24 protein-coding genes and 2 pseudogenes are annotated in these 23,351 nt (G+C 69.0%); 11 read left to right on the top strand and 15 right to left on the bottom strand.

Annotation, left to right across the window (positions count from 1 at the left end; translation table 11 throughout):
- Positions 1-155: 155 nt before the first annotated feature.
- Together AB0N07_RS38685 and AB0N07_RS38680 are read right to left on the bottom strand one after the other, a co-directional pair.
- Positions 156-851, bottom strand: a pseudogene (locus AB0N07_RS38685) (IS630 family transposase); the annotation flags it as partial.
- Between the two features lie 20 nt (positions 852-871).
- Complete coding sequence (locus tag AB0N07_RS38680) at positions 872-1,222, bottom strand: helix-turn-helix domain-containing protein (protein WP_365843479.1); 351 nt, start codon at positions 1,220-1,222, stop codon at positions 872-874.
- Between the two features lie 186 nt (positions 1,223-1,408).
- Between AB0N07_RS38680 and AB0N07_RS38675 the strand changes: the two genes are divergently transcribed.
- Positions 1,409-1,609 carry a hypothetical protein gene (locus AB0N07_RS38675; protein WP_365843477.1) on the top strand — a complete coding sequence of 67 codons (201 nt, stop codon included), beginning with the start codon at positions 1,409-1,411 and terminating at the stop codon, positions 1,607-1,609.
- A 7-nt stretch (positions 1,610-1,616) separates the two neighbouring features.
- Here the strand turns inward: AB0N07_RS38675 and AB0N07_RS38670 are convergent, their stop codons facing one another.
- Positions 1,617-2,222, bottom strand: a complete 606-nt coding sequence (locus AB0N07_RS38670) for an ABATE domain-containing protein (protein ID WP_365843475.1) — start codon at positions 2,220-2,222, stop codon at positions 1,617-1,619.
- A gap of 127 nt (positions 2,223-2,349) precedes the next feature.
- On the opposite strand from AB0N07_RS38670, the gene AB0N07_RS38665 reads away from it, so the two are divergent.
- From AB0N07_RS38665 to AB0N07_RS38655, 3 genes are all read left to right on the top strand, one after another.
- The gene (locus AB0N07_RS38665; RefSeq protein WP_365843473.1) at positions 2,350-3,612 is read left to right on the top strand and encodes an MFS transporter; all 1,263 of its coding nucleotides are present in this window, start codon (positions 2,350-2,352) and stop codon (positions 3,610-3,612) included.
- 257 nt (positions 3,613-3,869) lie between these two features.
- Positions 3,870-4,256: a GMC family oxidoreductase N-terminal domain-containing protein gene (locus AB0N07_RS38660; RefSeq protein ID WP_365843471.1), complete on the top strand. Its 387-nt coding sequence runs from the start codon at positions 3,870-3,872 to the stop codon at positions 4,254-4,256.
- A gap of 61 nt (positions 4,257-4,317) precedes the next feature.
- The gene (locus AB0N07_RS38655) at positions 4,318-6,465 is read left to right on the top strand and encodes an MMPL family transporter (protein ID WP_365843469.1); all 2,148 of its coding nucleotides are present in this window, start codon (positions 4,318-4,320) and stop codon (positions 6,463-6,465) included.
- Positions 6,466-6,503: 38 nt separating this feature from the next.
- Here the strand turns inward: AB0N07_RS38655 and AB0N07_RS38650 are convergent, their stop codons facing one another.
- Both AB0N07_RS38650 and AB0N07_RS38645 read right to left on the bottom strand, forming a co-directional pair.
- Positions 6,504-7,013: a hypothetical protein gene (locus AB0N07_RS38650; RefSeq protein WP_365843467.1), complete on the bottom strand. Its 510-nt coding sequence runs from the start codon at positions 7,011-7,013 to the stop codon at positions 6,504-6,506.
- Between the two features lie 179 nt (positions 7,014-7,192).
- Positions 7,193-8,030, bottom strand: a pseudogene (locus AB0N07_RS38645) (MFS transporter); the annotation flags it as partial.
- Positions 8,031-8,193: 163 nt separating this feature from the next.
- Between AB0N07_RS38645 and AB0N07_RS38640 the strand changes: the two are divergent.
- The 4 genes from AB0N07_RS38640 to AB0N07_RS38625 all read left to right on the top strand — a co-directional run bounded on the left by AB0N07_RS38640 (position 8,194) and on the right by AB0N07_RS38625 (position 13,348).
- Complete coding sequence (locus AB0N07_RS38640) at positions 8,194-9,759, top strand: cellulose binding domain-containing protein (protein ID WP_365843465.1); 1,566 nt, start codon at positions 8,194-8,196, stop codon at positions 9,757-9,759.
- A gap of 308 nt (positions 9,760-10,067) precedes the next feature.
- Complete coding sequence (locus AB0N07_RS38635) at positions 10,068-11,312, top strand: MFS transporter (RefSeq protein WP_365843463.1); 1,245 nt, start codon at positions 10,068-10,070, stop codon at positions 11,310-11,312.
- Positions 11,313-11,361: 49 nt separating this feature from the next.
- Positions 11,362-12,183, top strand: coding sequence for a hypothetical protein (locus tag AB0N07_RS38630; RefSeq protein WP_365843461.1), 822 nt, complete (start codon positions 11,362-11,364; stop codon positions 12,181-12,183).
- Between the two features lie 94 nt (positions 12,184-12,277).
- Positions 12,278-13,348: a YihY/virulence factor BrkB family protein gene (locus tag AB0N07_RS38625; protein WP_365843459.1), complete on the top strand. Its 1,071-nt coding sequence runs from the start codon at positions 12,278-12,280 to the stop codon at positions 13,346-13,348.
- 45 nt (positions 13,349-13,393) lie between these two features.
- Here the strand turns inward: AB0N07_RS38625 and AB0N07_RS38620 are convergent, their stop codons facing one another.
- The 6 genes from AB0N07_RS38620 to AB0N07_RS38595 form a co-directional block, all read right to left on the bottom strand.
- On the bottom strand, positions 13,394-13,567 hold the full coding sequence (locus AB0N07_RS38620; RefSeq protein WP_181922664.1) for a hypothetical protein: 174 nt from the start codon (positions 13,565-13,567) through the stop codon (positions 13,394-13,396).
- Between the two features lie 38 nt (positions 13,568-13,605).
- Complete coding sequence (locus tag AB0N07_RS38615) at positions 13,606-13,962, bottom strand: PRC-barrel domain-containing protein (protein ID WP_365843495.1); 357 nt, start codon at positions 13,960-13,962, stop codon at positions 13,606-13,608.
- 69 nt (positions 13,963-14,031) lie between these two features.
- Positions 14,032-14,469 (bottom strand): VOC family protein, encoded by a 438-nt coding sequence (locus tag AB0N07_RS38610; protein WP_365843457.1) that lies wholly within the window; start codon positions 14,467-14,469, stop codon positions 14,032-14,034.
- A gap of 33 nt (positions 14,470-14,502) precedes the next feature.
- On the bottom strand, positions 14,503-14,937 hold the full coding sequence (locus AB0N07_RS38605; protein ID WP_365843455.1) for an AraC family transcriptional regulator: 435 nt from the start codon (positions 14,935-14,937) through the stop codon (positions 14,503-14,505).
- Between the two features lie 146 nt (positions 14,938-15,083).
- Positions 15,084-15,560 (bottom strand): hypothetical protein, encoded by a 477-nt coding sequence (locus AB0N07_RS38600; protein ID WP_365843453.1) that lies wholly within the window; start codon positions 15,558-15,560, stop codon positions 15,084-15,086.
- A 319-nt stretch (positions 15,561-15,879) separates the two neighbouring features.
- Complete coding sequence (locus tag AB0N07_RS38595; protein ID WP_365843451.1) at positions 15,880-16,389, bottom strand: hypothetical protein; 510 nt, start codon at positions 16,387-16,389, stop codon at positions 15,880-15,882.
- Positions 16,390-16,770: 381 nt separating this feature from the next.
- Between AB0N07_RS38595 and AB0N07_RS38590 the strand changes: the two genes are divergently transcribed.
- Together AB0N07_RS38590 and AB0N07_RS38585 are read left to right on the top strand one after the other, a co-directional pair.
- Positions 16,771-17,244: a hypothetical protein gene (locus tag AB0N07_RS38590; RefSeq protein WP_365843449.1), complete on the top strand. Its 474-nt coding sequence runs from the start codon at positions 16,771-16,773 to the stop codon at positions 17,242-17,244.
- 174 nt (positions 17,245-17,418) lie between these two features.
- A complete protein-coding gene (locus AB0N07_RS38585; protein ID WP_365843447.1) occupies positions 17,419-18,111 on the top strand; it encodes a haloacid dehalogenase type II in 693 nt (230 codons plus the stop codon).
- A gap of 381 nt (positions 18,112-18,492) precedes the next feature.
- Here AB0N07_RS38585 and AB0N07_RS38580 read toward each other — a convergent pair whose 3' ends face one another.
- From AB0N07_RS38580 to AB0N07_RS38570, 3 genes are all read right to left on the bottom strand, one after another.
- The gene (locus AB0N07_RS38580) at positions 18,493-19,152 is read right to left on the bottom strand and encodes a hypothetical protein (protein ID WP_365843445.1); all 660 of its coding nucleotides are present in this window, start codon (positions 19,150-19,152) and stop codon (positions 18,493-18,495) included.
- Positions 19,153-20,108: 956 nt separating this feature from the next.
- A complete protein-coding gene (locus AB0N07_RS38575) occupies positions 20,109-20,846 on the bottom strand; it encodes an alpha/beta hydrolase (protein ID WP_365843443.1) in 738 nt (245 codons plus the stop codon).
- A 364-nt stretch (positions 20,847-21,210) separates the two neighbouring features.
- Positions 21,211-21,801 carry a TetR/AcrR family transcriptional regulator gene (locus AB0N07_RS38570; RefSeq protein WP_365843441.1) on the bottom strand — a complete coding sequence of 197 codons (591 nt, stop codon included), beginning with the start codon at positions 21,799-21,801 and terminating at the stop codon, positions 21,211-21,213.
- Positions 21,802-21,932: 131 nt separating this feature from the next.
- On the opposite strand from AB0N07_RS38570, the gene AB0N07_RS38565 reads away from it, so the two are divergent.
- Positions 21,933-22,778 carry an SDR family oxidoreductase gene (locus AB0N07_RS38565; RefSeq protein ID WP_365843439.1) on the top strand — a complete coding sequence of 282 codons (846 nt, stop codon included), beginning with the start codon at positions 21,933-21,935 and terminating at the stop codon, positions 22,776-22,778.
- Between the two features lie 163 nt (positions 22,779-22,941).
- On the opposite strand, the gene AB0N07_RS38560 is transcribed toward AB0N07_RS38565, so the two are convergent.
- Positions 22,942-23,307 (bottom strand): hypothetical protein, encoded by a 366-nt coding sequence (locus tag AB0N07_RS38560; RefSeq protein ID WP_365843437.1) that lies wholly within the window; start codon positions 23,305-23,307, stop codon positions 22,942-22,944.
- Positions 23,308-23,351: the final 44 nt, after the last annotated feature.

The raw sequence follows: 23,351 nt of genomic DNA, 5'->3' as shown, positions 1-23,351 counted from the left end.
ACGACTCCTTGGCGGATGATTGCGTCAGGTTACATGGGCACCACAGCGAGCAGTGATGCTTTGTCAGGAACCGTTTTCCCGCTGGCAACTCGGCGACCGCAGCGGCTACTTGGCGAGCAGCTCTCCTCCTCCCGCGGATACTGACGTTGTTGCCGTGATGTCGTCAGGGTGAGGCCGGTTTCGGAGAGACATCCATCGATGAGGTTGCTGCGGTACTGGATTTGACGGAGACCGTGCCGAAGCGCGCTCATGAGGTGGTCGGGGTCGGTGAATGCGGTGTTGGCCTGGCTGCTGCGTCGCAGCAGGGACCAGATGCCTTCGACGGGGTTGAGATCGGGTGCGTAAGACGGCAGGAAGTAGCAGGTGACCCAGTCGTGGGTGTCGATGAACTCCCGCAGCCGGCGGTCTTTATGCACGATCAGGTTGTCCCAGACGAGCACCATCGGTGCGCCGAGTTGCTGGTGGGCGGCGATGAGCAGGTCGCGGTAGTCGGTCCGGGTGAAGCTGCGTCTGCCACCGCGTTTGTGGTCGACGTGCCGTTTGGGCCGGTAGATCAGGCGTGAGCGTTGACCTTTCTTGTAGCAGGCCAGAGCGGCGATGGAGAAGCGCCGCTGGGAGCGTTCCCGCACCCGGATGACGGGTGTGTGTCCGCGCCGGGACCAGGTGCGGGCAGTGGGCGGCGTCATCGAGAAACCGGCTTCGTCTTCGAAGCAGAGCCAGGGCCCCGAGCGCCGCCACGGCGTTTCCACCTGGGGCCATGTCTGCTTCACCCACCCGGTGACCGCTTCCTCGTCGCGCTCGTTCGCGCGGCGGGCCGGGACCTGGTGACTGAAGCCGTGCCGGTGCAGCATCTGCGCGATGGCGCAGATCGTCATGCTTTTGTGGAACCGGCGCCGATCAGCGTTTTGATCCGCGCCAGTGTCCAGGTCTGGTCCGGCCAGCCGTGCGCGACCGGCCCCTTGGCCAGCTCCTGCTCGAGCACCGCGAACAGTGCCTCACTCAGCTTGGGCCTGGACGCCTGCCCCTTCGACTCGAGGGCTGGAGTTCCGCCGTGCTCCCATGCCAGATGCCATCGCTGCACCGAGCGCACGCTGACACGTAACTGCTTGGCGATGGCGGCGTTGTCGTGTCCCAGGGCGAATAACTCGGCTGCCTGCATCCGGATGTGCTCGCGAAACGTCCGTCGCTCCGCGGTCAGCCCGCCCCCTTGCGGATACCTCATGTGACCGGCCTACTGCGACAACCACAGCCTGTCGACCCCCACGACATCACGCCAGCAAGGTCAGTAGCAGCTTTTGAGGACGTCATGACGAAGGCGATCTCTTGGGGCTCGACCCCCGTGGCCCTGTATACGGGGTGGTCGTCACGCCCCGGCGGCATCCGCTTGCGTCTTGAGGGGACACGGGGAATGCTCCAGATGCACGGCGGTGAACTGACCCTGGCGCGGCAGGACGGAGTACTGACGGAGACTCATCGGCCACCGGCTGCAAGTGATACGACGACCGCCTTTGTGGCCGACTGGGCCCAGGAGGACCAGGAAGGCGCAGGGGTGACCGACGCCGTGGCGGGCACACGCGTGCTGGAGGCGGTCGCCGAGGCTGCCTTATGACGATGGTTCAGGAACTCGTCCCCGACGCGTGCTTGGTCCGCCACGTGGTCTTCTTGGCCTGGTTCCCGCAGGTGTCCATGGAGCACCAGCGCCGGTTGCCCGGGCGGGACGTGTCGAGGAACCAGGCGGCGCAGGTCGGCCCGGCGCAGGCGCGGACCCGCTCCAGGGCGGGGGACGTCGCCAGGGTCAGCGCATCGCGGGCGATGTCGGCGAGAACCGCGCCGACCGGGTCGGCCGCGGTGTAGGTCAGCGTGCCGTGCGCGTCGAGCACTGGCACCGGCGGCATCGCGCCGGCCGCCTGGTTCAGCCGCGCACGGTCGTCCGCAGGGCATCCGGCGGGGCCGCTGTCGCCACGGGCCGCCGTCAGGAGCGCATGCACGGCCTCCCGCACCTCCCGCGCCTGGTGCAACACGGCCTGAGACGGGTCCGGGACGACGGTGCCGTCAGGGTACGGCCCCAGTTGGACGACCCAGGCGGACAGGGCCTCGGGGGTGTCCAGCTCCTCGGTGACACCGTCCAAGCCGCGCAGCCGCAGGGTGCGCATGAAGTCCAGGCAGAGCCGTCCGGAGCCACTGCGGAAGCGGGAGACCGGCGGTGCGGGGGAGGCAGCCATGCGAAACAGCCTACTGGGGAACCGGTTTAACTGGTACGTTGAAGGAACCGGTTAAACCGGTTCCTGGTGGTGAGTCGCCATTTCCCCCTCTCGTACCTTCCTTCCTCCCCTGGCCGAGGTGTGTCTCGTGGCTCCACGCGTTTCCTCCACTGCGCCGCCGGAGTTGAGCCGGCCCCTGATCCTGCTCCTCTCCGTCGCCTGCGGCATCGCGGTGGCCAACATCTACTTCCCCCAGGCGATCAGCCCGCTGATAGCCGACGACCTGCGTGTGCGCCCCACCTCCGCGGCCATGGTCGTCACCTGCGCCCAGCTCGGCTACGCCGCAGGCATCTTCCTGCTGGTCCCTCTCGGCGACCGGCTCCGCCACCGCGGACTGGTGACCGCCCTTCTGCTGGTGACCTGCGCGGGACTCGTGCTCGCCGGGACGGCCACCTCCCTGCCCGTCCTCGCCGTCGCCAGCGCCCTGGTCGGCCTGACCACGGTCGTCCCGCAGATCCTCATCCCCATGGCGGCCGGCCTGACCGACCCGGAGCGCCGCGGCGCAGTCACCGGAACCCTGCTCTCCGGCCTGATCGGCGGGATCCTGTTGGCCCGCACCTTCTCGGGCACCCTCGGCGAATGGCTGGGCTGGCGCGCCCCCTACCTCGTCGCCGCAGTCATGGTGCTGATCCTCACCCTCGCGCTGGCCGCCGCCCTCCCGCACACGACGCCGAGCACCGACCAGCGCTACCCGGCGCTCCTGGCGGCCTCCCTGCACCTGTTGCGCACCGAACCGCTGCTGCGCCGCTCGTGCCAGTACCAGATCCTGGTGTTCGCCGCGTTCAACGCCGCCTGGACCGCGCTCGCCCTGTTCATCACCGGCCCGCACTACGATCTGGGCACCCCGGCCGTGGGCATGCTCGCCCTGGTCGGTGCGGCCAGCATGTTTGCCACGCCCATCGCCGGCCGGCGCACCGACCGGCGCGGCCCCGACGCCGTGAACCTGGTGTGCATGCTGGGCGCCATCGCGGCGGGGGCGCTGCTGCTCACCGGTCGCCTGGGCGGCGCCGTCGGACTGGTGGGCCTGGGCGCGGGGATGCTGCTGCTCGACGTGGCCATGCAGTCCGGTCAGGTAGCCAACCAGGCCCGCATCTTCGCTCTGCGACCGGAGGCCCGAGCGCGGCTCAACACCGCATACATGACCTGCGCCTTCTTGGGCGGCAGCGCCGGTTCGTGGCTCGGTGTCCGTGCCTACTCCGCTTTGGGCTGGAGCGGCGTGTGCGGCCTGGTCGCACTTCTGGCCGGTCTGGCCGTGCTCCGTCACGTCCTGCGAAGCCGGGAGACCACGGCCGCCGCAGACGCACGAGTACCGGCGTCCGCCGGCAAGGACGGTGTGCCCGCCGGACGCTGAACCACGCCCGCCTCTACCGCTCACCGGGCCGACCGCGAGGGCCGGAACGGCCCGGTTTCTGTCCCACACCACCGCGGATGCGCGGCAGTCTACGGCTGCTGTCGCACCTGCCGCCGCACATCGAAACGTCACTGCACAAGGTAAGGAGTTGCCTGGCCGAGAACCTCTGCCGGAAGAGCACGACCTGGGGTGTGATCACGACCACGGGTGCAGGCGCCAACGCCAGAGGCGGTTGAGAAGTGAGAGAGTGGGGCTACATGATCGTCGGGGCCGGCTCGGCGGGATGCGTGCTCGCCGACCGGCTCAGCGCGGGTGCTCCTGATCGAGGCTGGTACGGGGAGTCCGGAGACCCGCCCGAAATTCAGGCGCGGATCCTCTTCCCGCGCCTCTTCGGCTCAGACCTGGACTGGAACTTCGCGACGGTGCCGCAGCGCGTCCTCGCCGATCGCACCATTTCGGTCCCGCGCGGGAAGGCGGTCGGCGACTCCTCGGTGATCAACGCGCAGTTGTGGACCCGTGGGCGTCGAGCGGACTACGACACCTGGGCCGAGACGGGCCCCGGCGTGATCTTCTCCGGCGCGGGCAGCCCTCACGCTCTGGGGGACACGGCACCGGATCGCATCAAACTTCGTCGATTCTCCTGATAGTGAAGGAAGGGGGCATAGCGCTAAACTCCCGCAACCTAAACGTGGGGAAGGTCCGGGCATGCGACGGTGGGCCGAGTTCGTTCTGCGGCATCGCAAGGCGGTTGTGGGGTTCTGGGGCCTGGTGCTCGTCGCCGGCATCCTCCTGGCCGGCCGGACGACGAACCGGCTGACGATCGACTTCTCCCTGCCGGGCCAGCCCGGCACGGTGACGGCCCACCGCATCGAGCGCGCCTTCGGCAGCGGCGGCGACACGAACCCCTATCTGGTCTCGGTCACACTCCCCGCAGGGCAGACGATCACCGGTCACGAGAGGGACGTCGGGCGGGCTTTCGCGTCCGCCGGCACAGCCGTCCCCGGCCTGCGGGTGATCGACGAGGCGAACACCGGGGACAAGGCGTTCCGGACGAAGGACGACCGCACGGCCTACGCCCTGGTGTTCTACCGGTTCAACCCGTCACCCAGCCAGAAGCTGCTGACCGATCCCATCCGGTCGGCGGTGCAGCACGCCGTGCCGACGGGGTCTGCGGTGAGCGTGACGGGGGAGGACGTGCTGGCCTCCGGTGGCAACAACGGCGGCGGGCCGGGCGTCCTAGGGGAGACACTTCTCGGCGCCGTCGGCGCTCTGGCCGTACTCGCCTTCGTGTTCGCGTCCTTCCTGGCCCTGCTGCCGCTGGTGGTGGCCGCGGTGTCGATCCTCGCGACCTTCGTGATGCTGCTGCCGCTCACCTATGCGACCGATGTGTCGTTCATCGTGCAGTTCCTGGTCGCCCTCATCGGCCTGGGCGTGGCGATCGACTACTCACTGCTGTTCGTCACCCGCTGGCGCGAGGAGCGCGACCACGGCCGGGAGAACCACGACGCGGTCGTCGTCGCGATGGAACGCGCCGGGCACGCGGTGCTGTTCAGCGGCGTCACCGTCGCGATCGGGCTGCTGGCGCTGGTGGTCCTGCCGGTCCCGTTCATGCGGAGCATGGGCTACGGCGGAGCGCTCATCCCACTGGCCAGCGTGCTGACGACGCTCACGCTCACCCCGGCGATCCTGGGCGGTATCGGACCCAAGGTCGACTGGCCGAAGATCCGGCACGAGAACCGGGCGAGCCGCTTCTGGAGCCGGTGGACCACTGCTGTCGTACGACGCCGCTGGATCGCCGCCGTCGGCGCGCTGGCCGCACTCTTCGCTCTGACCGGAGTCTTCCTCGGCATCAAGATCGGTCTCGCGTCCTCCGAGTCACTGGCCAAGAACGGCCCGGCCTACGAGACCCTGCAGACCCTGGAACGCGGCGGTGTGCCGACCGGCACCCTGACCCCCATGGAGGTCCTGGTCCGTACCGACCAGGCCCGCACGGCCGCCGCCAAGCTCGCCGGCATCGACGGTGTGAGCAGCGTGTTCGTGCCGTCCGGGCCGGCCGGCAACCGCGCCGGGCAGAGCATCGTCGTCGTCATCCCCGACCACGAGACCGTGAACTCCAAGAGCGTGGGCGTGGTCAAACGGGTCAAGACCGCCGCGGACGGCCTGCCCGGCGTCCTCGGCGTCGCCGGCATCGGCGCGGCACAGATCGACTTCATGCATGCCGTCTACGGCAACTTCCCGCTGATGCTCACCATCATCGCGCTGCTGACGTACGTCCTGCTGGTGCGCGCCTTCCGCTCCCTGCTGCTGCCGCTGAAGGCGGTCCTGCTGAACCTGATCTCCCTCGCGGCGACCCTCGGCCTGATGGTGATCTTCTGGCAGGACGGTCACGGCTCCGACGCCGTCTTCGGCATCGCGGCCACCGGCGCGATCACCTTCTGGATCCCGCTGATGGTCTTCGCGTTCCTGTTCGGACTGTCCATGGACTACGAGGTGTTCATCCTCTCCCGCATCCGAGAGGAGTACGACACCGGTCGCTCCACCGACGCCGCCGTGGTCGAGGGCCTCGGCCGCACCGGCCGGCTGGTCACCAGCGCCGCGCTGATCCTCTTCCTCGCCTTCGCCGCGCTCGCCTCCGGCCCCGGCACTGATCTGAAGACGCTGGCGACGGGCCTTGGCATCGGCATCCTGCTGGATGCGACCATCGTGCGGATGTTGCTGGTTCCGTCGCTGGTTTCGCTGTTCGGCCCGTGGAACTGGCGTCTGCCCGGCTGGGCGGCCCACCTGCTGCGGGTGGCGCCGTCGTCTCCGCACCCCGAGACGGTGACGCCGGGGGTGCACCAGCCCTCGGCCTGAACCCCGGCGGAGCGGACGGCCGCCGTGCCGCGGATACTTCAGGTGTCCAGGTCGGTGGTCTGCTCGTCGCTGCACGCCTCGGCCTTGGCGGAGGGCCACTGCACCAACGAGATCATCCCCATCACCCGGCGGATCAGATAGAAGGCCAGAGGCAGTTCGGCGAACACAGCAAGCGCCGCCGACAGCCAGATCTCCGAGGTGCCGAAGGCGAGAGACACGTCGAACCACGCGTCGCAGATCAACAGCAGGGCCGTTGCGAGCGCCGCCGCGATGACGGCGCGGTGCCGCAGCCACCCGAGCAGCGCGGTGGACGCCATCGCGACCACGAGCAGGACGTCGAACCCCACCCAGGTGACGCGCCAGTGATGGACCCGGTACCCGGAGGGCAGCGTCGCCGCCAGCAGCGCGGTCCAGGGGACGAGACAGATGGCGCAGACGGCCAGCAGTTCCAGGGTGTGCCGTCGGTGCCGGCGTACCCGCTCGAGCAGATCGCTGTCCGGAGTCGGTACAGCGGCCCGTATGCGGTTGCCGGTCTGTGTGTCGCTCATGTCGCCTGTTCCGCTCTCGCCTGTTCCGGGGTGACGCCGGTCGGGGCTGCTGCGGCAGGCGTCAGGTGGGGGAACAGCAGTACTGCCGGATTAATGCCCGCCGCGAGGACGGCGGAGGCTGGTCATGGCACGTGGGAGGCAGGAAGCGGAAGGGGGCGCCCCGCAGTCCCGTGAGGTTCCGTCGTGAGGAAGTACACGGTCCCGCAGGCGAGCAGCACCGGCACGAGTCCGACGGAGGCCACCGCCGCTCCGGTGAGCAGTCCGCCGAGAGGGATACCGGCCCGGGCCAGCGAGTCGCCGAGCGCGTTGACCCGCCCCAGCATCCGGCGCGGCACCCGCTCGAAGAGGACGGCCCCCGGCACCGGGTCGAGGAAGCCCGACCCGTACCCACTGACCGCGAAGACGGCCAGCACCCCCCGAAAGTGGCATCGACGGCGAGCATCAGGAATCTCGGTGCCCCGGCCAGCAGGAACCCCGTGAAGAACACCGCCCTGCGGGGCAGTCGCTGCACGTCAGGCCGATGGCAGTCGGCCCGTTGCCGGACGCTTTGGCCCAGACGGGCATGAGCACCGTGGCGAGCTCCGCGTCCAGGAGGTCGGTGATCCCCACCATGACGATCACGGTGAGCAGCAACGGCTCGCCGCGCAGGAAGGTGAAGCCCGCGCCGAACCGCTGCCAGTAGCCCGATCCCGCCTCACCGGCATGCGACGAACCCTCTTCCACCGCAGGTCCCATGCCGCGGGGCAGAGTCAGTGCGATGATCACCGATCCGGGGGCGAAGCAGCCCGCGTTGGCGACGAGCCCGGTCAGCGGGCCGAGCAGCGTCACGAGGGAGCCGCCGGCCGCCGGGCCGACGGTGGAGGCGAGCCTCTCGGTCACGCCGGACAGGCCGGTTGCCCGTTCCAGCGGCACCCTGCGGCGGTCCGCCGCTTCCGGGACCATGACCTGCTTGGCCAGGCCGCCGGGGCCGCGGGCGGCGCCGATGACCGCGACCAGGGCCGGCAGGAGCGGAAACGACTTGACCTTGCGTCCACCCGGCATGCCTCCAGTTGTTCCGACCCATGGCGTATGGCTTGACGGCCGGACCCTCGCTCGGTATGTACATGCCAGAGGATTGGTATGGACCAACTCTGCCGCTTCACGCGTCAACCCGGCGCCCACCCCCCAGTGGAGGCAGCACATGCGAAGACCATCGGTACTTCTCACCCTTTTCACCGGGCTGCTCCTCCTGGTCCTGGCCCCACCCGCTTCCGCCGCGGGGACCCCCACTGCCGCCTTCGCCAAGACGTCCACGTGGGACGGCGGTTACCAGGGCGCATACACCATCACGAACGCCGGCAGCACCACCGTGTCGGGCTGGAGCGTCGACTTCGACCTGCCTTCCGGCACCACCGTCGGTTCGTACTGGGACGCACTGCTCACCCAGAGCGGCAACCACTACACCTTCAAGAACCGTGAGTACAACGGCACCTTGGCGCCGGGTGCGTCCGCTTCCTTCGGATGGGTGTCCAACGGCACCGGCACACCCACCGGCTGCGAGCTCAACGGGGCGTCCTGCACGGGTGGTTCGAGCACCGACACCACGCCGCCGAGTGTCCCGGCCGCAGTGACCGTCGGCTCCGCGACAGCCTCCTCCCTGACCGTGCGCTGGAGCGCCGCCACCGACGACTCGGGATCCGTCGCCGGCTACGAGATCTCGCGCGACGGCGGCACGCCCGTCACCGTGACCGGTACCTCCTACACGGCCACCGGCCTGCAGGCCGCCACGAGTTACGCCTTCCGCGTGCGGGCCCGCGACGCCGCGGGCAACGTGTCCGCCTACTCCGCGGCCGTCAGCGGCACGACCTCCGCCGGTGGTCAGCAGCCGAGCGGCGGTCTGTTCACCGCCCCGTACATCGACATGGGGGCGTGGCCCACGCCGAGCATGCCCGACATGGCCTCCGCAAGCGGCGTGAAGAACTACACGATGGCCTTCATCACCGCCTCCGGCTGCAAGGCGATGTGGTTCAACGCCTACGCCCCGCGCGACGGCTGGGCCAAGGACCAGATCGACGCCATCCGGGCCGCCGGGGGAGACGTCAAGGTCTCCTTCGGCGGCGCCAGCGGAATCGAACTGGCCCAGGCCTGCGGCTCGGTGGACTCCCTGTACGCCGAGTACAACGCGGTGGTGACCGCCTACAGCCTCAAGTACGTCGACTTCGACATCGAGGGCGCGGCCACCGCAGACCCGGCCTCCGTCGCCCGCCGCTCCCAGGCCCTGGCGCGCCTGCAGCAGGCCCACCCGGGGCTGCGGATCTCGCTCACGCTGCCCGTCCTGCCGGAGGGGCTGACCTCGGACGGCCTGAACGTGGTGCAGTCGGCGCGCGACGCCGGAGTCGACCTGGACGTGGTGAACGTCATGGCGATGGACTACTACCGCAGCGTCGACTACGGCGACGCCGCCGTCCAGGCCGTCCAGAGCACCTTCACCCAGCTGAAGTCGCTCTACCCGAGCAGGACCGACGCCCAGCTGTGGGCGATGGTCGGAGTGACACCGATGCTCGGACAGAACGACGACGGCCACATCTACGACCAGGCCGACGCCCGCCAGCTGGTCTCCTTCGCCCAGGGCAAGCACCTGGGAGAGCTCGCCTTCTGGGAGGCCACCCGGGACCGCAATGCCTGCACGGGCGCGCTCTACCAGTGCACCAACATCCCGCAGTCGCCCTACGAGTTCGCGAAGATCTTCGCCGCCTACACCGGCTGAAGCTGAGTCCGCACGCCGCCCCCGAACGGGCGCGGGCGGTTTGACCGACGCCACGGTGCCGGCCGGTCGGACGCGACACGTCGCTGTCCGACCGGTCGGCACTGGCATGACGTAGATCACGTCAGACTGCGGCTCGATCTTGGAATGCGCGGTGTCCTGCCGCTGCTGCACCGTTCATGGGCTTGCCCTGTTTGGGAGGTGCGCAGGGCAATGGTGCTCGACGCGGCCGGCCGTGGGATCTGGACGACCTCGGCGGTTCTCCGCTCCCTCGTCCCTGCACTGCTTGCGTTGAAAGGTTCACCCGCACCATGCCTCTGGCTCTGCTGGCCCTGGCTGTCGTCGCCTTCGGCATCGGCACCACCGAATTCGCCACGATGGGGCTGCTGCCCCAGATCGCCGACGGCGTCGGTGTGTCGGTGCCCCACGCCGGCAACCTCGTGTCGGCGTACGCGCTCGGTGTCGTCGTCGGTGCCCCCGTGCTGACCGGCATGGGTGCACGCATACCGCACAAACGGCTCCTGCTGCTCCTGTCCGGCCTGTTCGTGGTCGGCAACGTCGCGTCCGCACTCGCACCCGACTTCGGTCTGCTGTTCGCCGCGCGTTTCCTGGCCGGGCTGCCGCACGGCGCACTCTTCGGCGTCGGCGCGGTCGTCGCCTCCCGGCTGGTCGCCCCCGAGCGCGCCGCCCGCGCCGTCTCCAAGATGTTTCTCGGACTGACCGTCGCCAACATCGTCGGCGTGCCGGCCGGCACCGCTCTCGGTCAGCAGTTCGGCTGGAGGTCCGCCTACGGTGCCGTCGCCGTCATCGGCCTCGTCGCCCTCGCCGCGCTGGCCCTCTTCGTCCCCCATCAGCCCCGAGGCAGCCAGTCCGGCGTCCGGCACGAGCTGCGGGCCATGGGCAACAGGCAGGTCGCGATCGGCCTGGCCACCGCCGTGGTGGGATTCGGCGGATTCTTCGCCGTCTACAGCTACCTGGTGCCGATGCTGACGCACCTCACGGGCATCTCCGACTCCTCGACCACCCTGGTCCTCGCGCTGTACGGCGTCGGCATGACACTCGGCACCCTGATGGCAGGCCCCCTCACGGACCGCGCCCTGCGCCCGACGCTCTACGGAGGCCTCGCCCTGCTCGCCGCAGCGCTGGTCACCTTCTACTTCACTGTCCACAGCACCGTCCCCGCCCTGGCGACGATCACCTTCATCGGTGCAATGGGAGCCTTCGTCACCACGCCCGTCCAGATGCTCCTCATGGCCAAGGCGAGGAACGCGCCGACGATGGCCGCGGCCTCCAACCACTCCGCCTTCAACCTGGCCAACGCGGGCGGCGCCTGGCTCGGCGGGCTGGCCATCTCGGCAGGCTGGGGCTGGGCTTCCCCCAACCTCGTCGGCGCCGCCCTCGCGGTGGCCGGCCTCGGCCTCGCTTTCACCGGCGGCCTCATGGACCGGGGCGGCCGACGCTCCGAGGTGATCATTTCCTCCGCCGCAGACGCCTCGACGGAAACGGAACACGCCACCGCAGCCCAACCGTCGGCAACGCCTGGCGAGCGGGGGTAGCAGCCCGCCATCGGCGTCCCCATTGCCGGCCGTCCGCAACAGTGAGCCGTTGGCAACCTCCGAGGCGGTCCCGGCGTGGTGGTGGGGGAGGGCGGGCGCGAAGGGGGCGGACGTGCAGTTCATCGAGGTGACCGGCCTGGCCGCGGTGCGATCGGCCGTCATCAGATTCACTCGGCCGGAGACGGGGCTGACCTTTGTGCTCTTCCCCGTGGTTCACCTCGGGGAGACCGACTTCCACCGGGAAGTGGCGGCACGGTTGCGCCGCGGCTGCGACCTGGTGGTCACCGAAGGAGTCGGGGAAGGCTCGCCAGGCGCCGACTCCCTGGTCGCGTCGTACCAGCGGCTGGACGGTCATGAACGCCTGGGACTGGTCGTGCAGGACATCGACTTCGAGGCGCTCGGACTGCCCGTGGTGTGCCCCGACATGAGCGGTGCGCAATTCCAGGAGGGGTTCCGGCGGCTGCCCCTCAAGGAACGCGCGATGGTGGCCACGGTCGTGCCGGCCGTGACAGTCGGCAGACGGCTGCTGGGGACGCGACGCCGGCTCGCCCGGCACCTCGCGGTGGAGGACCTGATGAGCGAGGGCGAGGAGGCCGTGGCGGACTTCTGGCCGGGCCTGGACGACCTGGTTCTCAGGCGCCGCGACCGCCTGCCGGCCAAGGCCCTGACCGACTTCGACCGGGGTTACGCGGGACGGACGGGCCCGTTCACCATCGCCGTCGTCTACGGCGCCGGGCACATGCGCGCCGCCTCCGAGACCCTGACCGGCCTCGGCTACCACGCCGCGGACGCCGAGTGGATCACCGTATTCACCCTGGACCCACCCGACAGATCCAAGACTCGAACCGAGAAGAACGGGCCCGCGAGCTGATCGACCGGCCACGGCGGGATGCCGTCCTCCATGATCCCGGTTCGCGGCGGGCGCGCGTCGGCTTGAGCGGGCGCCGGGGGGATACCCGGCGAGTATGACCAAGCTGCATCTCCCAGGCCGGAAACACCAGGACGGCCACGACAAGGCCCCGGCAACCCGGGCGCCGGTGCCGTCGCCGGAGGAGGCAGGACCGGACCGGGAGGTCGAACGGGCTGCTCCGGACTCGCCGGCGAAGCTGCCGAAGGGGGCATGGGCCGCTGTGCTCAAAGGCAGCCTGAAGGAGTTCAAGGACGACGAGCTGGCGGACCGGGCCGCGGCGCTGACCTACTACGGCGTGCTGTCCTTGTTCCCGGCCCTCCTGGTGCTGGTTTCCCTGCTGGGGATCACCGGCAAGTCGGCCACCGACAAGGTCCTGAGCAACCTCAGGCAGCTGGCTCCCGGCTCGGCACGCGACATCATCACGCGGGCCGTCGAGCAGCTGCAGAACAACGCCGGGACCGGTTCGGTGATGGCGCTGCTCGGCATCGTACTGGCGGTGTGGTCGGCATCCGGGTACGTGGCCGCCTTCATTCGTGCTGCGAACGCCGTCTACGAAATGCCGGAGGGCCGACCGGTGTGGAAGGTCCTGCCGGTGCGTGTCGGTGTGACCGTGGCGCTCATGGTGCTGGCCGTGATGAGCGCGCTGATCGTGGTCTTCACCGGCGGGCTGGCCCACCAGGCCGGGCAGGCGCTCGGCATCGGGGACACCGCGCTGACGGTGTGGTCGATCGCCAAGTGGCCCGTGCTGGTGTTGCTGGTCACCATCATGATCGCGATCCTGTACTGGGCCACCCCGAACGCCAAGGTCAAGGGCTTCCGGTGGATCACGCCGGGCAGCCTGCTGGCCCTGGTGATCTGGCTGGCCGCCTCCGCCGGATTTGCGTTCTACGTCGCCGGCTTCGCCTCGTACAACAAGACCTACGGCACCATGGCCGGCGTCATTGTTTTCCTCGTCTGGTTGTGGATCAGCAACCTCGCGATCCTCCTGGGCCTGGAGTTCGATGCCGAGAGCGTGCGGCAGCGGGCCATCGCCGGCGGCCTTCCGCCCGAGGCCGAGCCCTACACCCAGCCGCGCGACACCCGGACCTGGGACGAGGAGGCCATGCGCCGCCTGGGCGGCATCTGACCAGGCAGTCGTCGCCCGGAGCTGTCGCCGCCCGGAGCTGTTGCGTCAGCGCGCCAGGCGGTGCTTTCTGCCACCCCGGCGGAAGCGCACAGCGCCGTACGTGAGGTCGGCGAGCAGTACGACGGCGCCGATGATCAGCAGATAGAACAGACCGTGCGCGGCGAATCCGATGATGCCCAGCACGAGGGCCACAAGGACGAGGAACAGAAACAGACTCATCGGCGCTCCAGTGGCGTCATCGCCTTCTAGGCGGCGGCTCAGCGACGGGCCAGACGGCGTTCACCGCCTGCTCCCGGGGCGTAGTCGAGTTCGTAGTGCGCGAAGATCCCCGGCTCGTCCGTGGCAGGCAACTCGCCGTCGGTGTCGATCGCGGGAGCCTTCTTCACCACGTCCTTGGGGTGGGCGATCTTGAGATAGCCCGGTCCGACGGTCGCCCCGGAGAGCGGCACGAAGACCAGGCGCCGACGGGTCGGAAGACCCACCGCCACCGTCGCGAAGAAGGGCTGGTCGGTCGCGGTGTCGACGTAGACGGCCTCCAGGGTGCCGATCTTGTGACCGCGGGGGTCGACCACGCCGTGACCACGCCATTCACGAATGTCGCCTGCCTCGAACATCATGGACCTCCACCTGAGGGGTACCCCCTGATCGTGTCCCTGATGTCCCCGCCGACAGCCTGGGCGTGCTCAGTGCCGTTCCGGATCGAATTCCAGTACCTGTGTGAGCCGGATGTTGTTGCCCGAGGGGTCGCGGAAAGACGTGTCGATTCCGTACGGCTGCACGGTCGGCGGGTCGTTGAACTCGACGCCTCGGGCGGACAGCTCGTCATAGGCGGCCTTGCAGTCGTCGGTCTCCAGGAACAGCGTGCCACCCGCCCCCTTGGCCACCAGATCGGACAGCTGGGCACTGCTCGCCTCGTCCAGCATCGGCTGCCCCGGCACGGGCATCAGCACCAGCGCCGGGCCGTCCCCGCCGGGTGGAGCGACACACAGCCAGCGGAAACTCCACGCCTCCATGGTCACGTCGGCCCTGACCTCCCAGCCGAGCTTGGTGGTGTAGAAGTCAAGCGCCTCGTCCTGGTCGTGCACCCAGAACTGGGCATTCGCTATCTTGATCGTGGCCATGGCCGCTCCTTGGTCGATTGCCTGGGAACGACGCTAGGCAGTCGACGATGTCGTGTCTTCTCGAAACGTGCGGTGCTGCGGCCGTGCATAGGCCATCGCCACACAGCGAGGGATGCGCACATGCCGTGCGGCGGGCGGATGAGCCGCCCGGTAGGCCTGCGGCGTCGTCCCGTACATCCGGCGGAAACTCGTCGTGAACGAGCCGATGCTCTGCGCGCCGACGGCGACGCCGACCGCGGCCACCGTCCAGTCGGTCGCAAGCAGCAGGGCGGCAGCCCGTTCGAGGCGGCGGGTCAGCAGATACTGGTGCGGCGACTCACCGAACGCGGCCTTGAAGCAGCGGCTGAAGTGGGCCGGGGACAGCGCGGCGGCCGCCGCCATGTCGGCGACACTGAGCGGCTCGCTGTAGCGGGCGTCCGCGAGATCCTTGGCGCGGAGCAGATGACGACCGATCGGTACGTGGACCACACGACCTATTGTGCGGTCACGGGTAGGTCGCCGTGGCGGGAGAAGGTCGCCGAGGCGCCCGCCCATCATGCAGGCGGGGTACGAGTCGCGTGCGAACCTGGAAAAAATTCGTGCAATGCGGATCCTCTTCGGAGGCGGGCCGTGCACTAACCCATGACCTCACGAGCTGCGTCGAGGAACGCCAGCCGATTGTCCTCCAGGTAGTCGCGCACGCTCTCGCCGTCGGGCAAGCCTTCCCATACGGTCCGGTTGAGGTCGAGGAAGTATGCGCGTGCCGCGTCATGCACAGGCAGGGGGAACTGGATGCGGATGAGCCGTTCGGCGACCCATAACCTGTTCATGACGTCGCGGGTGGTCAGGTACCAGTCGTGGGAATCGTCCCACTCGGCCGGCCTGCTGAACGCCGCGCGTTCCGCTTCGGCCCCCACCTCGACGAACCGCTCCAGCAGCGCCAGCCGTTCCGCTCGCCGGGTCTCCGACACGGCGATCTGCTGCCGTCGCTGTTCAGCACGTTCCGCCGAAAGCTGAGTCCTGTGCTGGACCATGTAGGACAACGAACCGCCCAGGACGACGCCGCCCAAGGATATGAGGGACCCCCAGAGCTGATCTGACATGGCGGTCATCGTCCCACGCCGGGCTGATCATTGCCGGGGGTGTGGGAGTCGGTCGCCGACCGGACCAGCGACCACCTCGCGCCGTCGCTCGCACTGCAGCCGATGTGCTGATCGAACACGGCGTCAAGCAGTGGACAGGACGCCGCCTTGGAGCACTCCGGCGAGCGTTCGGGGGCGTCCCTTGGGGAGGTCGAAGGCGCGCTGGGCGAACTGGAGCACGAGGGTCTGTCCGCCGGGCTCAAGAAGTCGCTGCGGCTGTGCTGCTTTGCTGCCGGCATGACCTGGCGTGGGGGACTCGCCTCGGCGCAGTCACGGACCCCGGCGTGTGTCAGTCCACCGTTATGAGGAGTTGGCCGGTCGGGCGGTTGCCGTCGTAGGCGTAGATGTGCACCTTGGCAGGGGTACGGGGCTGCGCCGGGACAAGGGAGAGGGCGACGATGTGGCCGTCCCCGTCCTTCGCCGCCTTGCGGATGCGCACCGAGGAAGCCGGGGAGACGACGACCGTACGGCCGTGTGAGCAGTCGGAGGAGACGGAGACGACGCGGGGCGGCGGACCGACCGCGTCCCGGGTGGTCGTGGCGGGGAGCCGGTCGTCGGCCGGAGCGGTCGGCATCCCGCGGGTGGAGGTGTTCAGCCGGGTGGTGCCGATGCCCTCGGCGCCGCTCCAGAAGGTGACCCCGCACAGCTTCAGCGGGGGTGCGCCGCTGCGGACGTCGGGTTGTGAGCAGCCGGTGACTCCCACCACCAAGGCGGCCACGAGCACCGCAATGATGGCGAACCACGCGCGGTTGGCCCGGGGCGGGTGGGGACGGTGGCGGCGGTGCGGAGGTCGGGTCATCGGGGTCACCTCGTACGCGTAGGGGGTCGGCCCGCCGGTCAGTGGCACGCGCCCGGCCCTGTCCGGCTCAGCCGGTGCATTCGGCGATTTCTTCGGGGCCGTAGTTCTTCCAGCCATCGGTGAAGTCGGAGTTGCTCTCCGTGCCACCCGTTTCTGAGACGGCGTAGGCGCCGAAATCGTTCAGCGCGGTGTTGTCACTGCCTGAGGAGTGGCGCTCTGCAATCCACTCGGCGGGGGACCGGAGGGCCCGGCACCGTCAATGGTCTGGGCAACACGACCCCCGAGCCGCCGAGGTGGACATCGACGTTGGTTCCGCAGCCTGCCTGGACGAGCCGGTCACCGGGATGGGCATGTCGGAAGCGGCCAGTAGCCTCACGCAACATGGGCATTGAGATTGATGTAGTGGTGGGTCACGCGGTCGACGACGAGATGGAGCGAGTCCTTGGGTTGGCCGAGGTGGTCGGCGAGCCTGTCACCGTCACAATCATGTGGGAGGGGCGTGAAGTGGCCGAACGTGTGGTGCTGGTGCCTGCTGCGATCCTGGCGCTCTGGGAGCATTGGGCGCCCACTGCCTACCCGACGGGTGGCGTTGAGGAGGAGGGCCGGGCTCTGACGGAGGAGGCGGAACTGGCCCATCCAGCGGAATTCGGTGCGTTCACGCTCTTTCGGCGTCGCGCAGGAGCGCGTACGGCGGTTGCTCGCGCGGGCGTAGTCGTCGCCGAGCTACTGGATCCCGACGAGGCGCACTGGCTCCGGGATCAGGCTCGCAATGTCCGCCAAGCCTTCATGGATCGGAAGCAGAAGGCGGCGTTCGAGGAGTTCCTTGCTCGGCAGGCTTCCGTCGATGATCAGTGACCCATGCCAACGGGGCACGTTTGCACAGGAGTTCGAAGAGTGGGCGGCCGGACTTCGAGGGTCTGGTTGCCGTTGACGGACGCGACATTCACATCACCGCCTTGACCGGTGACGATACCTCGGGCAAGGTCGTCACTCGTTGAACTGTTCACACCAGCATGAACAGGAGACCGGATGCCCGAGATCTCGGACATCGAAGCAGTCGTCTTCGACGTTCTCGGAACAATGGTCGACGAACCCAGCGGGCTTCGAGCCGCAATCCGCGAGGCCGTGCCTGCGTCCGACGACGCGTCTGTCGACGAGATGCTCACCTTGTGGCAGCAGCATGTAGAGCTTGAACAGCAACGCATCGCGCAAGGGCATCGTGCGTACGCCAGCACCGAGGTCATCGATGGAGAGGCAGCTCAACGGGTGGCCGACCGTGCCGGACTCGCCGATCCGGCGACCATCGCCCGGCTGACCACAGCCGGTCAGCGCCTGCCACCCTGGGACGACTCTGTCGCCGGACTCGAACGGCTGGCGAAGCAATTCCCCGTGCTCGGGCTCTCCAACGCCGGCCGCACCGCCCTGCTGCGACTCAACGCACATGCCGGGCTGCGCTGGCACCAAGCCCTGTCCAGCGAAGCCGTCCTGGCCTACAAGCCGGCGCCGGAGGTCTACCGGCTCGCCGTCGACACCGCCGGATGCCCACCGGAACGCATGCTCATGGTGGCCGCCCACGCCTGGGACCTTCGCGGAGCTCAGGCGGCCGGGATGCGGACAGCGTATGTTCAGCGACCTGTTGGGGATCCTCCGACGAGTTCCGACGTCTTCGACTTGTGGTGCAGTGGACTGGACGAACTGGTCACCGCACTGACGGCGAGGTAAGCAGGCAGATTGCGAGTTCCGCCGCCGACAAGACGAGGCTCGGTGGCAATGCGACCGACCCTGCGCCCCGACGAGCACGTCAAGCCCGGCGAAAAGGGCCAGTGCCGGCGGGCGGCAGGAGGGGAGGCACCAGCACCGCGTGCGCCAGGTTGAGCCACAGCCCCGAATCGGTCCGGTCGGCCGCTTCCTTCGACCTCGGCCGCCGCCTCGCGCTCAGCGCCCCGCGGCCCCCGGGAAGACAGTTTGCTGATCCGCCACCACTCCAGATCGCCGGGTCAAGGTCGCCGCCACCCAAGCATTTCTGACGGCCGTCGGCGTCAGCCGCCAGGGCGAGCCGTGCCGGGACGACATCAGCGCTGGGAGCTCCCAACCTAGGCTCGGCTACTGCGCTTCCTCAGCTTGAGCCTCTTCTTGCTGCTGCTGCTGCGATGCGGTCGGGGCGGAGGGCCTGGGCCGGCCGGTGTCGGGCGCGACGTAGTAGACGGAGTTGCCCTGCTTGGTGCGCTGTGCCTGGCCCCTGGCGACGAGGTTTTCCAGCGTTGTGCGCACTACGGTGTTCTTGATGCCACGGTCGGGGTGGGCCTGGTCAAGGGCAGCGGCGACCTCGGCCGTGGAACGCGGTTCGCTCTGCCCGGCGAGGTGTTGGCGGATCAGCTCGACCAGCGAGGGCTGTGTCGTTGGCGTCGCTGCGACCGGGGCCTTGCCGGCCGACTTTCGCGTTCGTACGCGGCTGGGAGCACCGCTGGATTTCTTGGCACGGGCGGCGCCACTCGATCGCGTGGCAGCCTCTTTGCGAGGAGCGGGCACGGCGGCTTGTTCGGGCGCGGTGGCAGGCTTGTCGGGGTGGTGAGTGATGCCGAGTGCCTGCTGCATGTTCGTCAGCACGGTGCAGTCGTGCTGCAAGGTGGCCAATTGCTCCTGCAGCGCGGCGATTTCTCCGCTGATGCGTTCCTGCTCTTTGAGGTTGCGCTCGAGGTCGCTGGTGACCTGGGCGGCGTATTGCGAGGTCAGTTCCGTCGAAGTGGTGGTGTTCTCGGGCATGATGCGGACCTTTCCTCGAGGTCGCGGCCGAAACGGGTCTGCGGCGGCCGCGGCGAGCCCAGGGGGAGTGGCCCCCGTGTGCTGCACGACGACATGGGCGGCACCGCAGCACAGGGCTTGGTGTGTAGAGATAGTACGGACAGGAGGAGCAGATTGTTCCGCACCGCAGCCGCCTATCTGGCCCAACTGATCGTTCCAGAAGGCGGTTGCCTCGGCCGAGGCAACCGCGGACAGTCACCCGAGCGGTGTACCAGGGATCTTGACCTGGCCTCTGCTTATGTGCGAGCGGCCATCGCGCAACTCTCCGAGTGGCGATGCCCGTTGCAACCGAGAGATGCCACGATGCCCTTCTGCCACTCGACCGCGAATTGTCCGGCCGCCGGATTCCGTCCGTGGGACTGCCCGACACCGCACGTCCGTAGACGGCGCTGACCATGGCTACGTCCTGACGGCTACCTCAACGATGTGCCGATGACCGGCGTTCTGTCCCCTTCGGTGCGCTGGGAGTGGGTTTCATCTCTCATCCGACCCCTCCTCACCGTGCCTGTTCAGCCGGGTCCCGGTAACCGCACCAGGCCACAGCAGCGCGCCGCCGGTTGCGGTCGGAGCGACAAGTGCGAGAGCAGGGCCGCCAGGGGTGAGAACACGCTGCGGTGAGGTCGCGGCCGCGCTTCCGGTACCCGCTTCGGCTGCGGCACACAGGCAGGAAGCGGGCCAGGAGAACCGCTCGGCCCCCATGGCGTGACATGAGCGTCTCGGCCCGTTTCAAGGCAGCATTCGCAGCACACGAGCACTGCAAAAGCCGAGCAGCTCATGGCCTTGGGCAACGCGGCGGCCTCTGCCAAGTTGGCAGAGGCCCGCGGCATGAACATCAGAGGAGAGCCAGGAGCCGCCCTCGACGAGCAGCATCCTGGCCCACACGGCCTACCGGCTGATGATGGCCTGGTGGCCCGGCCTCACTTCAGGTGCCGGTTGAAGAACTGGGCCGCGGCTTCGCCCGCGAACTGCGGGACACCGGTGTGCCCGCCCATATTGGCGTGCAGGGACTTCTCCTTGGAGCCGAAGGCGTCGAACAGGTCCAGGGCCGCCTGCCGGTCGTTCCCTTCGTCGTCCCACTGGAGAAGTACGTGCAGCGGAATGGTGACCCGGCGGGCCTCCTCGAACATGGCGCGAGGCACGAAACTCCCGGCGAAGAGACCGGCGGCCACGATCCGCGGCTCGACCACCGCAAGGCGCACCCCGATGGAGATCACTCCCCCCGAGTATCCGACCGGACCGCCGATCTCGGGAAGCGACAGGAGGGCGTCCAGGGTGGCCTGCCACTCCGGGACCGCCCTGTCGACGAGCGGGAGGATGAGGACGTCGATGATCTCGTTGCTGACCGGCTCGCCGGCTTCCACAGCCCGGCGCAGGTCGGCGCGGGCCTGCTCGGCGGCGGCCCAACGGGGCCGGTCACCACTCCCGGGGAGCTCGATGGTTGCCGCGGCGAAGCCATCCGCAGCGGCGTGCCGGGCCCGCGCCATCAGTCGGGGGTACATCCTGTGCTGCCCGCCGGGGTGGCCGAGCAGGATCAGCGGTGTCGGTGCGGACGGGGATGTGGGCGTCCACAGGATGCCGGGGATCTCGCCGAGGGTAAATTCGCGTTCGAGGACACCGTCGGCGAGGTGCTGTTCGGAAGTGAAGTGAAGGGACATGGTCGTGCCTTTCGGGAGCGCTGTTGAACGGCGCTCCCGGACGACCTATCGCCCGACCGTGACCCGCAAGGAGAGCACCCATGTCGATACGTTCACGGGTACCACCTCCTCGCTCTCTCGCACGGCCTCCGCGAACATAGCAGGAGTGCCATGGTGCGCCAAACGGTTTCTTGTGCAACACCCCGGGGTCGTGGAGCGTCACCACGGCCTTCGATGGCGGAAGTTCACATCTGTGTGAGACCGCGTACGCTTCCCCCCCGCCGGAGTCGGTGGGACCGATCCGTATCGCGGAGGGTTGCTGACTGGCCCGGTCGCGCTCACTGGTAGGGGCAGACGGTGCGGGCCGTGAATGCGGCCGGACGGGTCATGAGCTGGGCGCTGGTCCGTCCGCTCCGTAGCGGAGGCCGTCGAGGAGGAGGTCGAGGAGGCGGCCGGCCCGTTCGCGTTGGTCGGGAGCGCTGGTGATCAGTGCGACGCCGGCCAGGCTGAAGCCTACGTCGAAGGGGTCGACGTCCGGGCGCAGGAGGCCGGCGTCGGCGCCGGCGTGCAGCAGGGTGCCGAGCGCGGTGCCGAGCTTGTCGAGGGTCTCGGCGAACGGGTCCGCGCCGGATGCGACCGCGGCCCGCAGGGCGTCCGCCATGCCCTGCTTGGCAGCCAGGTAGTCGATGAAGTCGTCCATCCACAGGCGCATCGCCCGGTCGGGCGGGTTGTCGGCGAGCAGCTTGGTGGCGCTGTCGCAGACGCGGGCCAGTTCGTTGCGGTAGGCGGCCTCGACGAGCGCCTCGCGTGTCGGGAAGTGGCGGTAGAGGGTGGCCGAGCCGACGCCCGCGGCCTTGGCGATGGTGTCGATCGCGACGTCCGGGCCCTTCTCGGAGAAGGCGTGCACGGCCGCTTCGAGGATGCGCTCCCGGTTGCGGCGGGCGTCGGCGCGCAACACGCTCGGCTTGGTGGTCAAGGCTGCTCCCTTCCTCAGGGACCAGTCTAGCTGGACAACCGGGGAGTTCTCCGTTTACCTTGGCGAGTAACCGGGGAACTCCCCGGTTACGGGTGTCGGCCCGTCGCGCTCCCAGGGCAAGGAAAACCCTCATGACCTCCCCGAAGACTGTTCTGATCACCGGTACGTCCTCCGGCATCGGCCTCGCCGCCGCCGTCGGCACCGCTCGGGCGGGCTGGACGACCATCGCCACCATGCGCGACACCGGCAAGGCCGATGCCCTCCTCAAGGCCGCCGCCGAGGCGGGTGTCGCGGACCGGATCCAGATCAAGCGCCTGGACGTGACCGACTCCGCCGGAATCAGCGGCTGCCTGGACGAGGTCGTCGCCGAGCACGGCCGCCTGGACGCGCTGGTCAACAACGCCGGCGCCGCCCAGGTCGGCACCATCGAGCAGAGCAGCGTCGAGGACGTGCGCGCGGCCATGGAGGTCAACTTCTTCGGCGTGGTGGCGGTGACCCGGGCCGCCCTGCCGCACCTGCGTGCGTCGAAGGGCCGGCTGATCACCGTCACCAGCGTCGGCGGCGTCGTCGGCCAGCCCTTCAACGAGGCGTACTGCGCGGCCAAGTTCGCCGTCGAGGGCTTCATGCAGTCCCTCGCGCCGGTCGCCGCCACCGTCGGCGTCGATGTCACCGTGGTCGAGCCGGGCGCGGTGGCGAGCGAGTTCGTCGCCAATCTCGGCCTGGACGTCCCGACGCTGCTCGCCGCCGCCGGTCCCTACAGCCCGGCGCTTGAGGCCTACCTCGCCCGCACCCGGCAGTCGTTCGGCAACGCCCAGACCCCGGCCGAGGCAGCCGCCCCGATCGTCGACGCCCTGACCGCCGCCCGCCCGCCCTTCCGTATCCAGACCTCGCAGTGGGCCCGCGACTTCGTCGCCACCACCCTCGCCGACCTCGACGGCTCCGCCGTCCAGACCCTCACTGACACCTGGGTGCGTTGACCGCCTCACCCCGCGTCCGGGTTGGGGGTGCCCGGTCGTACCCGGCCCGGGTCGAAGACCGGAGCGCACCGGACGCAACACCAACCAGTCACACACCGCGGGACGACCCGCAACAGCAAGGAAGCACACCGTGACTCCTCCCCCTCGTTCACGAGAGGAGGAGTCACCGGTATCTGACGCGTAAATAGGTCCAGGTCAGAGTGGGGCTGGGCAGCGTTGTGTACCCGGCGGTCGTTGTGGCCGTCGGGCACTTGGCCGGGGGTGGTCGGGCTGCGCCTTCGATCGGGTTGAGGGTGACGGTGTAGCCGAGTTGGTTGAGCCGGTTGATGGCCTGACGGGTGGCGCGTTCGGGGTCACGCTGGGTGAAGTAGGAGCCGCCGAGTTCGTTGTAGGGCCGGTAGTCGGTGAGCATGTGCCAGATCGCGGTGATGATCGAGTGTTCGATAGCGACGAGTGCCTTGAGCGGGCCGCGGTGGGCGGCCAGACGCTTGTAACGGGCCTGCAGATAGGTGTCCTTGGATCTCGTCACGCTGAACGCTGCGGTCCTAGGGCGCCCTTGAGGTAGGGGTTACC

This window comes from Streptomyces sp. NPDC051172, from assembly GCF_040682555.1.
Lineage (GTDB): Bacteria > Actinomycetota > Actinomycetes > Streptomycetales > Streptomycetaceae > Streptomyces.
The sequence above is the reverse complement of the archived record's forward strand: the minus strand, read 5'-3'. Positions and strand labels throughout refer to the sequence as shown.

Excerpts from the sequence above, each read along its gene's own strand:
- AB0N07_RS38635 (WP_365843463.1), top strand. The coding sequence starts at position 10,068 with ATGCCTCTGGCTCTGCTGGCCCTGGCTGTCGTCGCCTTCGGCATCGGC.
- AB0N07_RS38575 (WP_365843443.1), bottom strand. The coding sequence starts at position 20,846 with ATGTCCCTTCACTTCACTTCCGAACAGCACCTCGCCGACGGTGTCCTC.
- AB0N07_RS38565 (WP_365843439.1), top strand. The coding sequence starts at position 21,933 with ATGACCTCCCCGAAGACTGTTCTGATCACCGGTACGTCCTCCGGCATC.
- AB0N07_RS38670 (WP_365843475.1), bottom strand. The coding sequence starts at position 2,222 with ATGGCTGCCTCCCCCGCACCGCCGGTCTCCCGCTTCCGCAGTGGCTCC.
- AB0N07_RS38610 (WP_365843457.1), bottom strand. The coding sequence starts at position 14,469 with ATGGCCACGATCAAGATAGCGAATGCCCAGTTCTGGGTGCACGACCAG.
- AB0N07_RS38600 (WP_365843453.1), bottom strand. The coding sequence starts at position 15,560 with ATGACCGCCATGTCAGATCAGCTCTGGGGGTCCCTCATATCCTTGGGC.
- AB0N07_RS38655 (WP_365843469.1), top strand. The coding sequence starts at position 4,318 with ATGCGACGGTGGGCCGAGTTCGTTCTGCGGCATCGCAAGGCGGTTGTG.
- AB0N07_RS38580 (WP_365843445.1), bottom strand. The coding sequence starts at position 19,152 with ATGCCCGAGAACACCACCACTTCGACGGAACTGACCTCGCAATACGCC.
- AB0N07_RS38675 (WP_365843477.1), top strand. The coding sequence starts at position 1,409 with ATGCTCCAGATGCACGGCGGTGAACTGACCCTGGCGCGGCAGGACGGA.
- AB0N07_RS38680 (WP_365843479.1), bottom strand. The coding sequence starts at position 1,222 with ATGAGGTATCCGCAAGGGGGCGGGCTGACCGCGGAGCGACGGACGTTT.
- AB0N07_RS38585 (WP_365843447.1), top strand. The coding sequence starts at position 17,419 with ATGCCCGAGATCTCGGACATCGAAGCAGTCGTCTTCGACGTTCTCGGA.
- AB0N07_RS38660 (WP_365843471.1), top strand. The coding sequence starts at position 3,870 with ATGATCGTCGGGGCCGGCTCGGCGGGATGCGTGCTCGCCGACCGGCTC.
- AB0N07_RS38640 (WP_365843465.1), top strand. The coding sequence starts at position 8,194 with ATGCGAAGACCATCGGTACTTCTCACCCTTTTCACCGGGCTGCTCCTC.
- AB0N07_RS38625 (WP_365843459.1), top strand. The coding sequence starts at position 12,278 with ATGACCAAGCTGCATCTCCCAGGCCGGAAACACCAGGACGGCCACGAC.
- AB0N07_RS38595 (WP_365843451.1), bottom strand. The coding sequence starts at position 16,389 with ATGACCCGACCTCCGCACCGCCGCCACCGTCCCCACCCGCCCCGGGCC.
- AB0N07_RS38590 (WP_365843449.1), top strand. The coding sequence starts at position 16,771 with ATGGGCATTGAGATTGATGTAGTGGTGGGTCACGCGGTCGACGACGAG.
- AB0N07_RS38620 (WP_181922664.1), bottom strand. The coding sequence starts at position 13,567 with ATGAGTCTGTTTCTGTTCCTCGTCCTTGTGGCCCTCGTGCTGGGCATC.
- AB0N07_RS38650 (WP_365843467.1), bottom strand. The coding sequence starts at position 7,013 with ATGAGCGACACACAGACCGGCAACCGCATACGGGCCGCTGTACCGACT.
- AB0N07_RS38615 (WP_365843495.1), bottom strand. The coding sequence starts at position 13,962 with ATGTTCGAGGCAGGCGACATTCGTGAATGGCGTGGTCACGGCGTGGTC.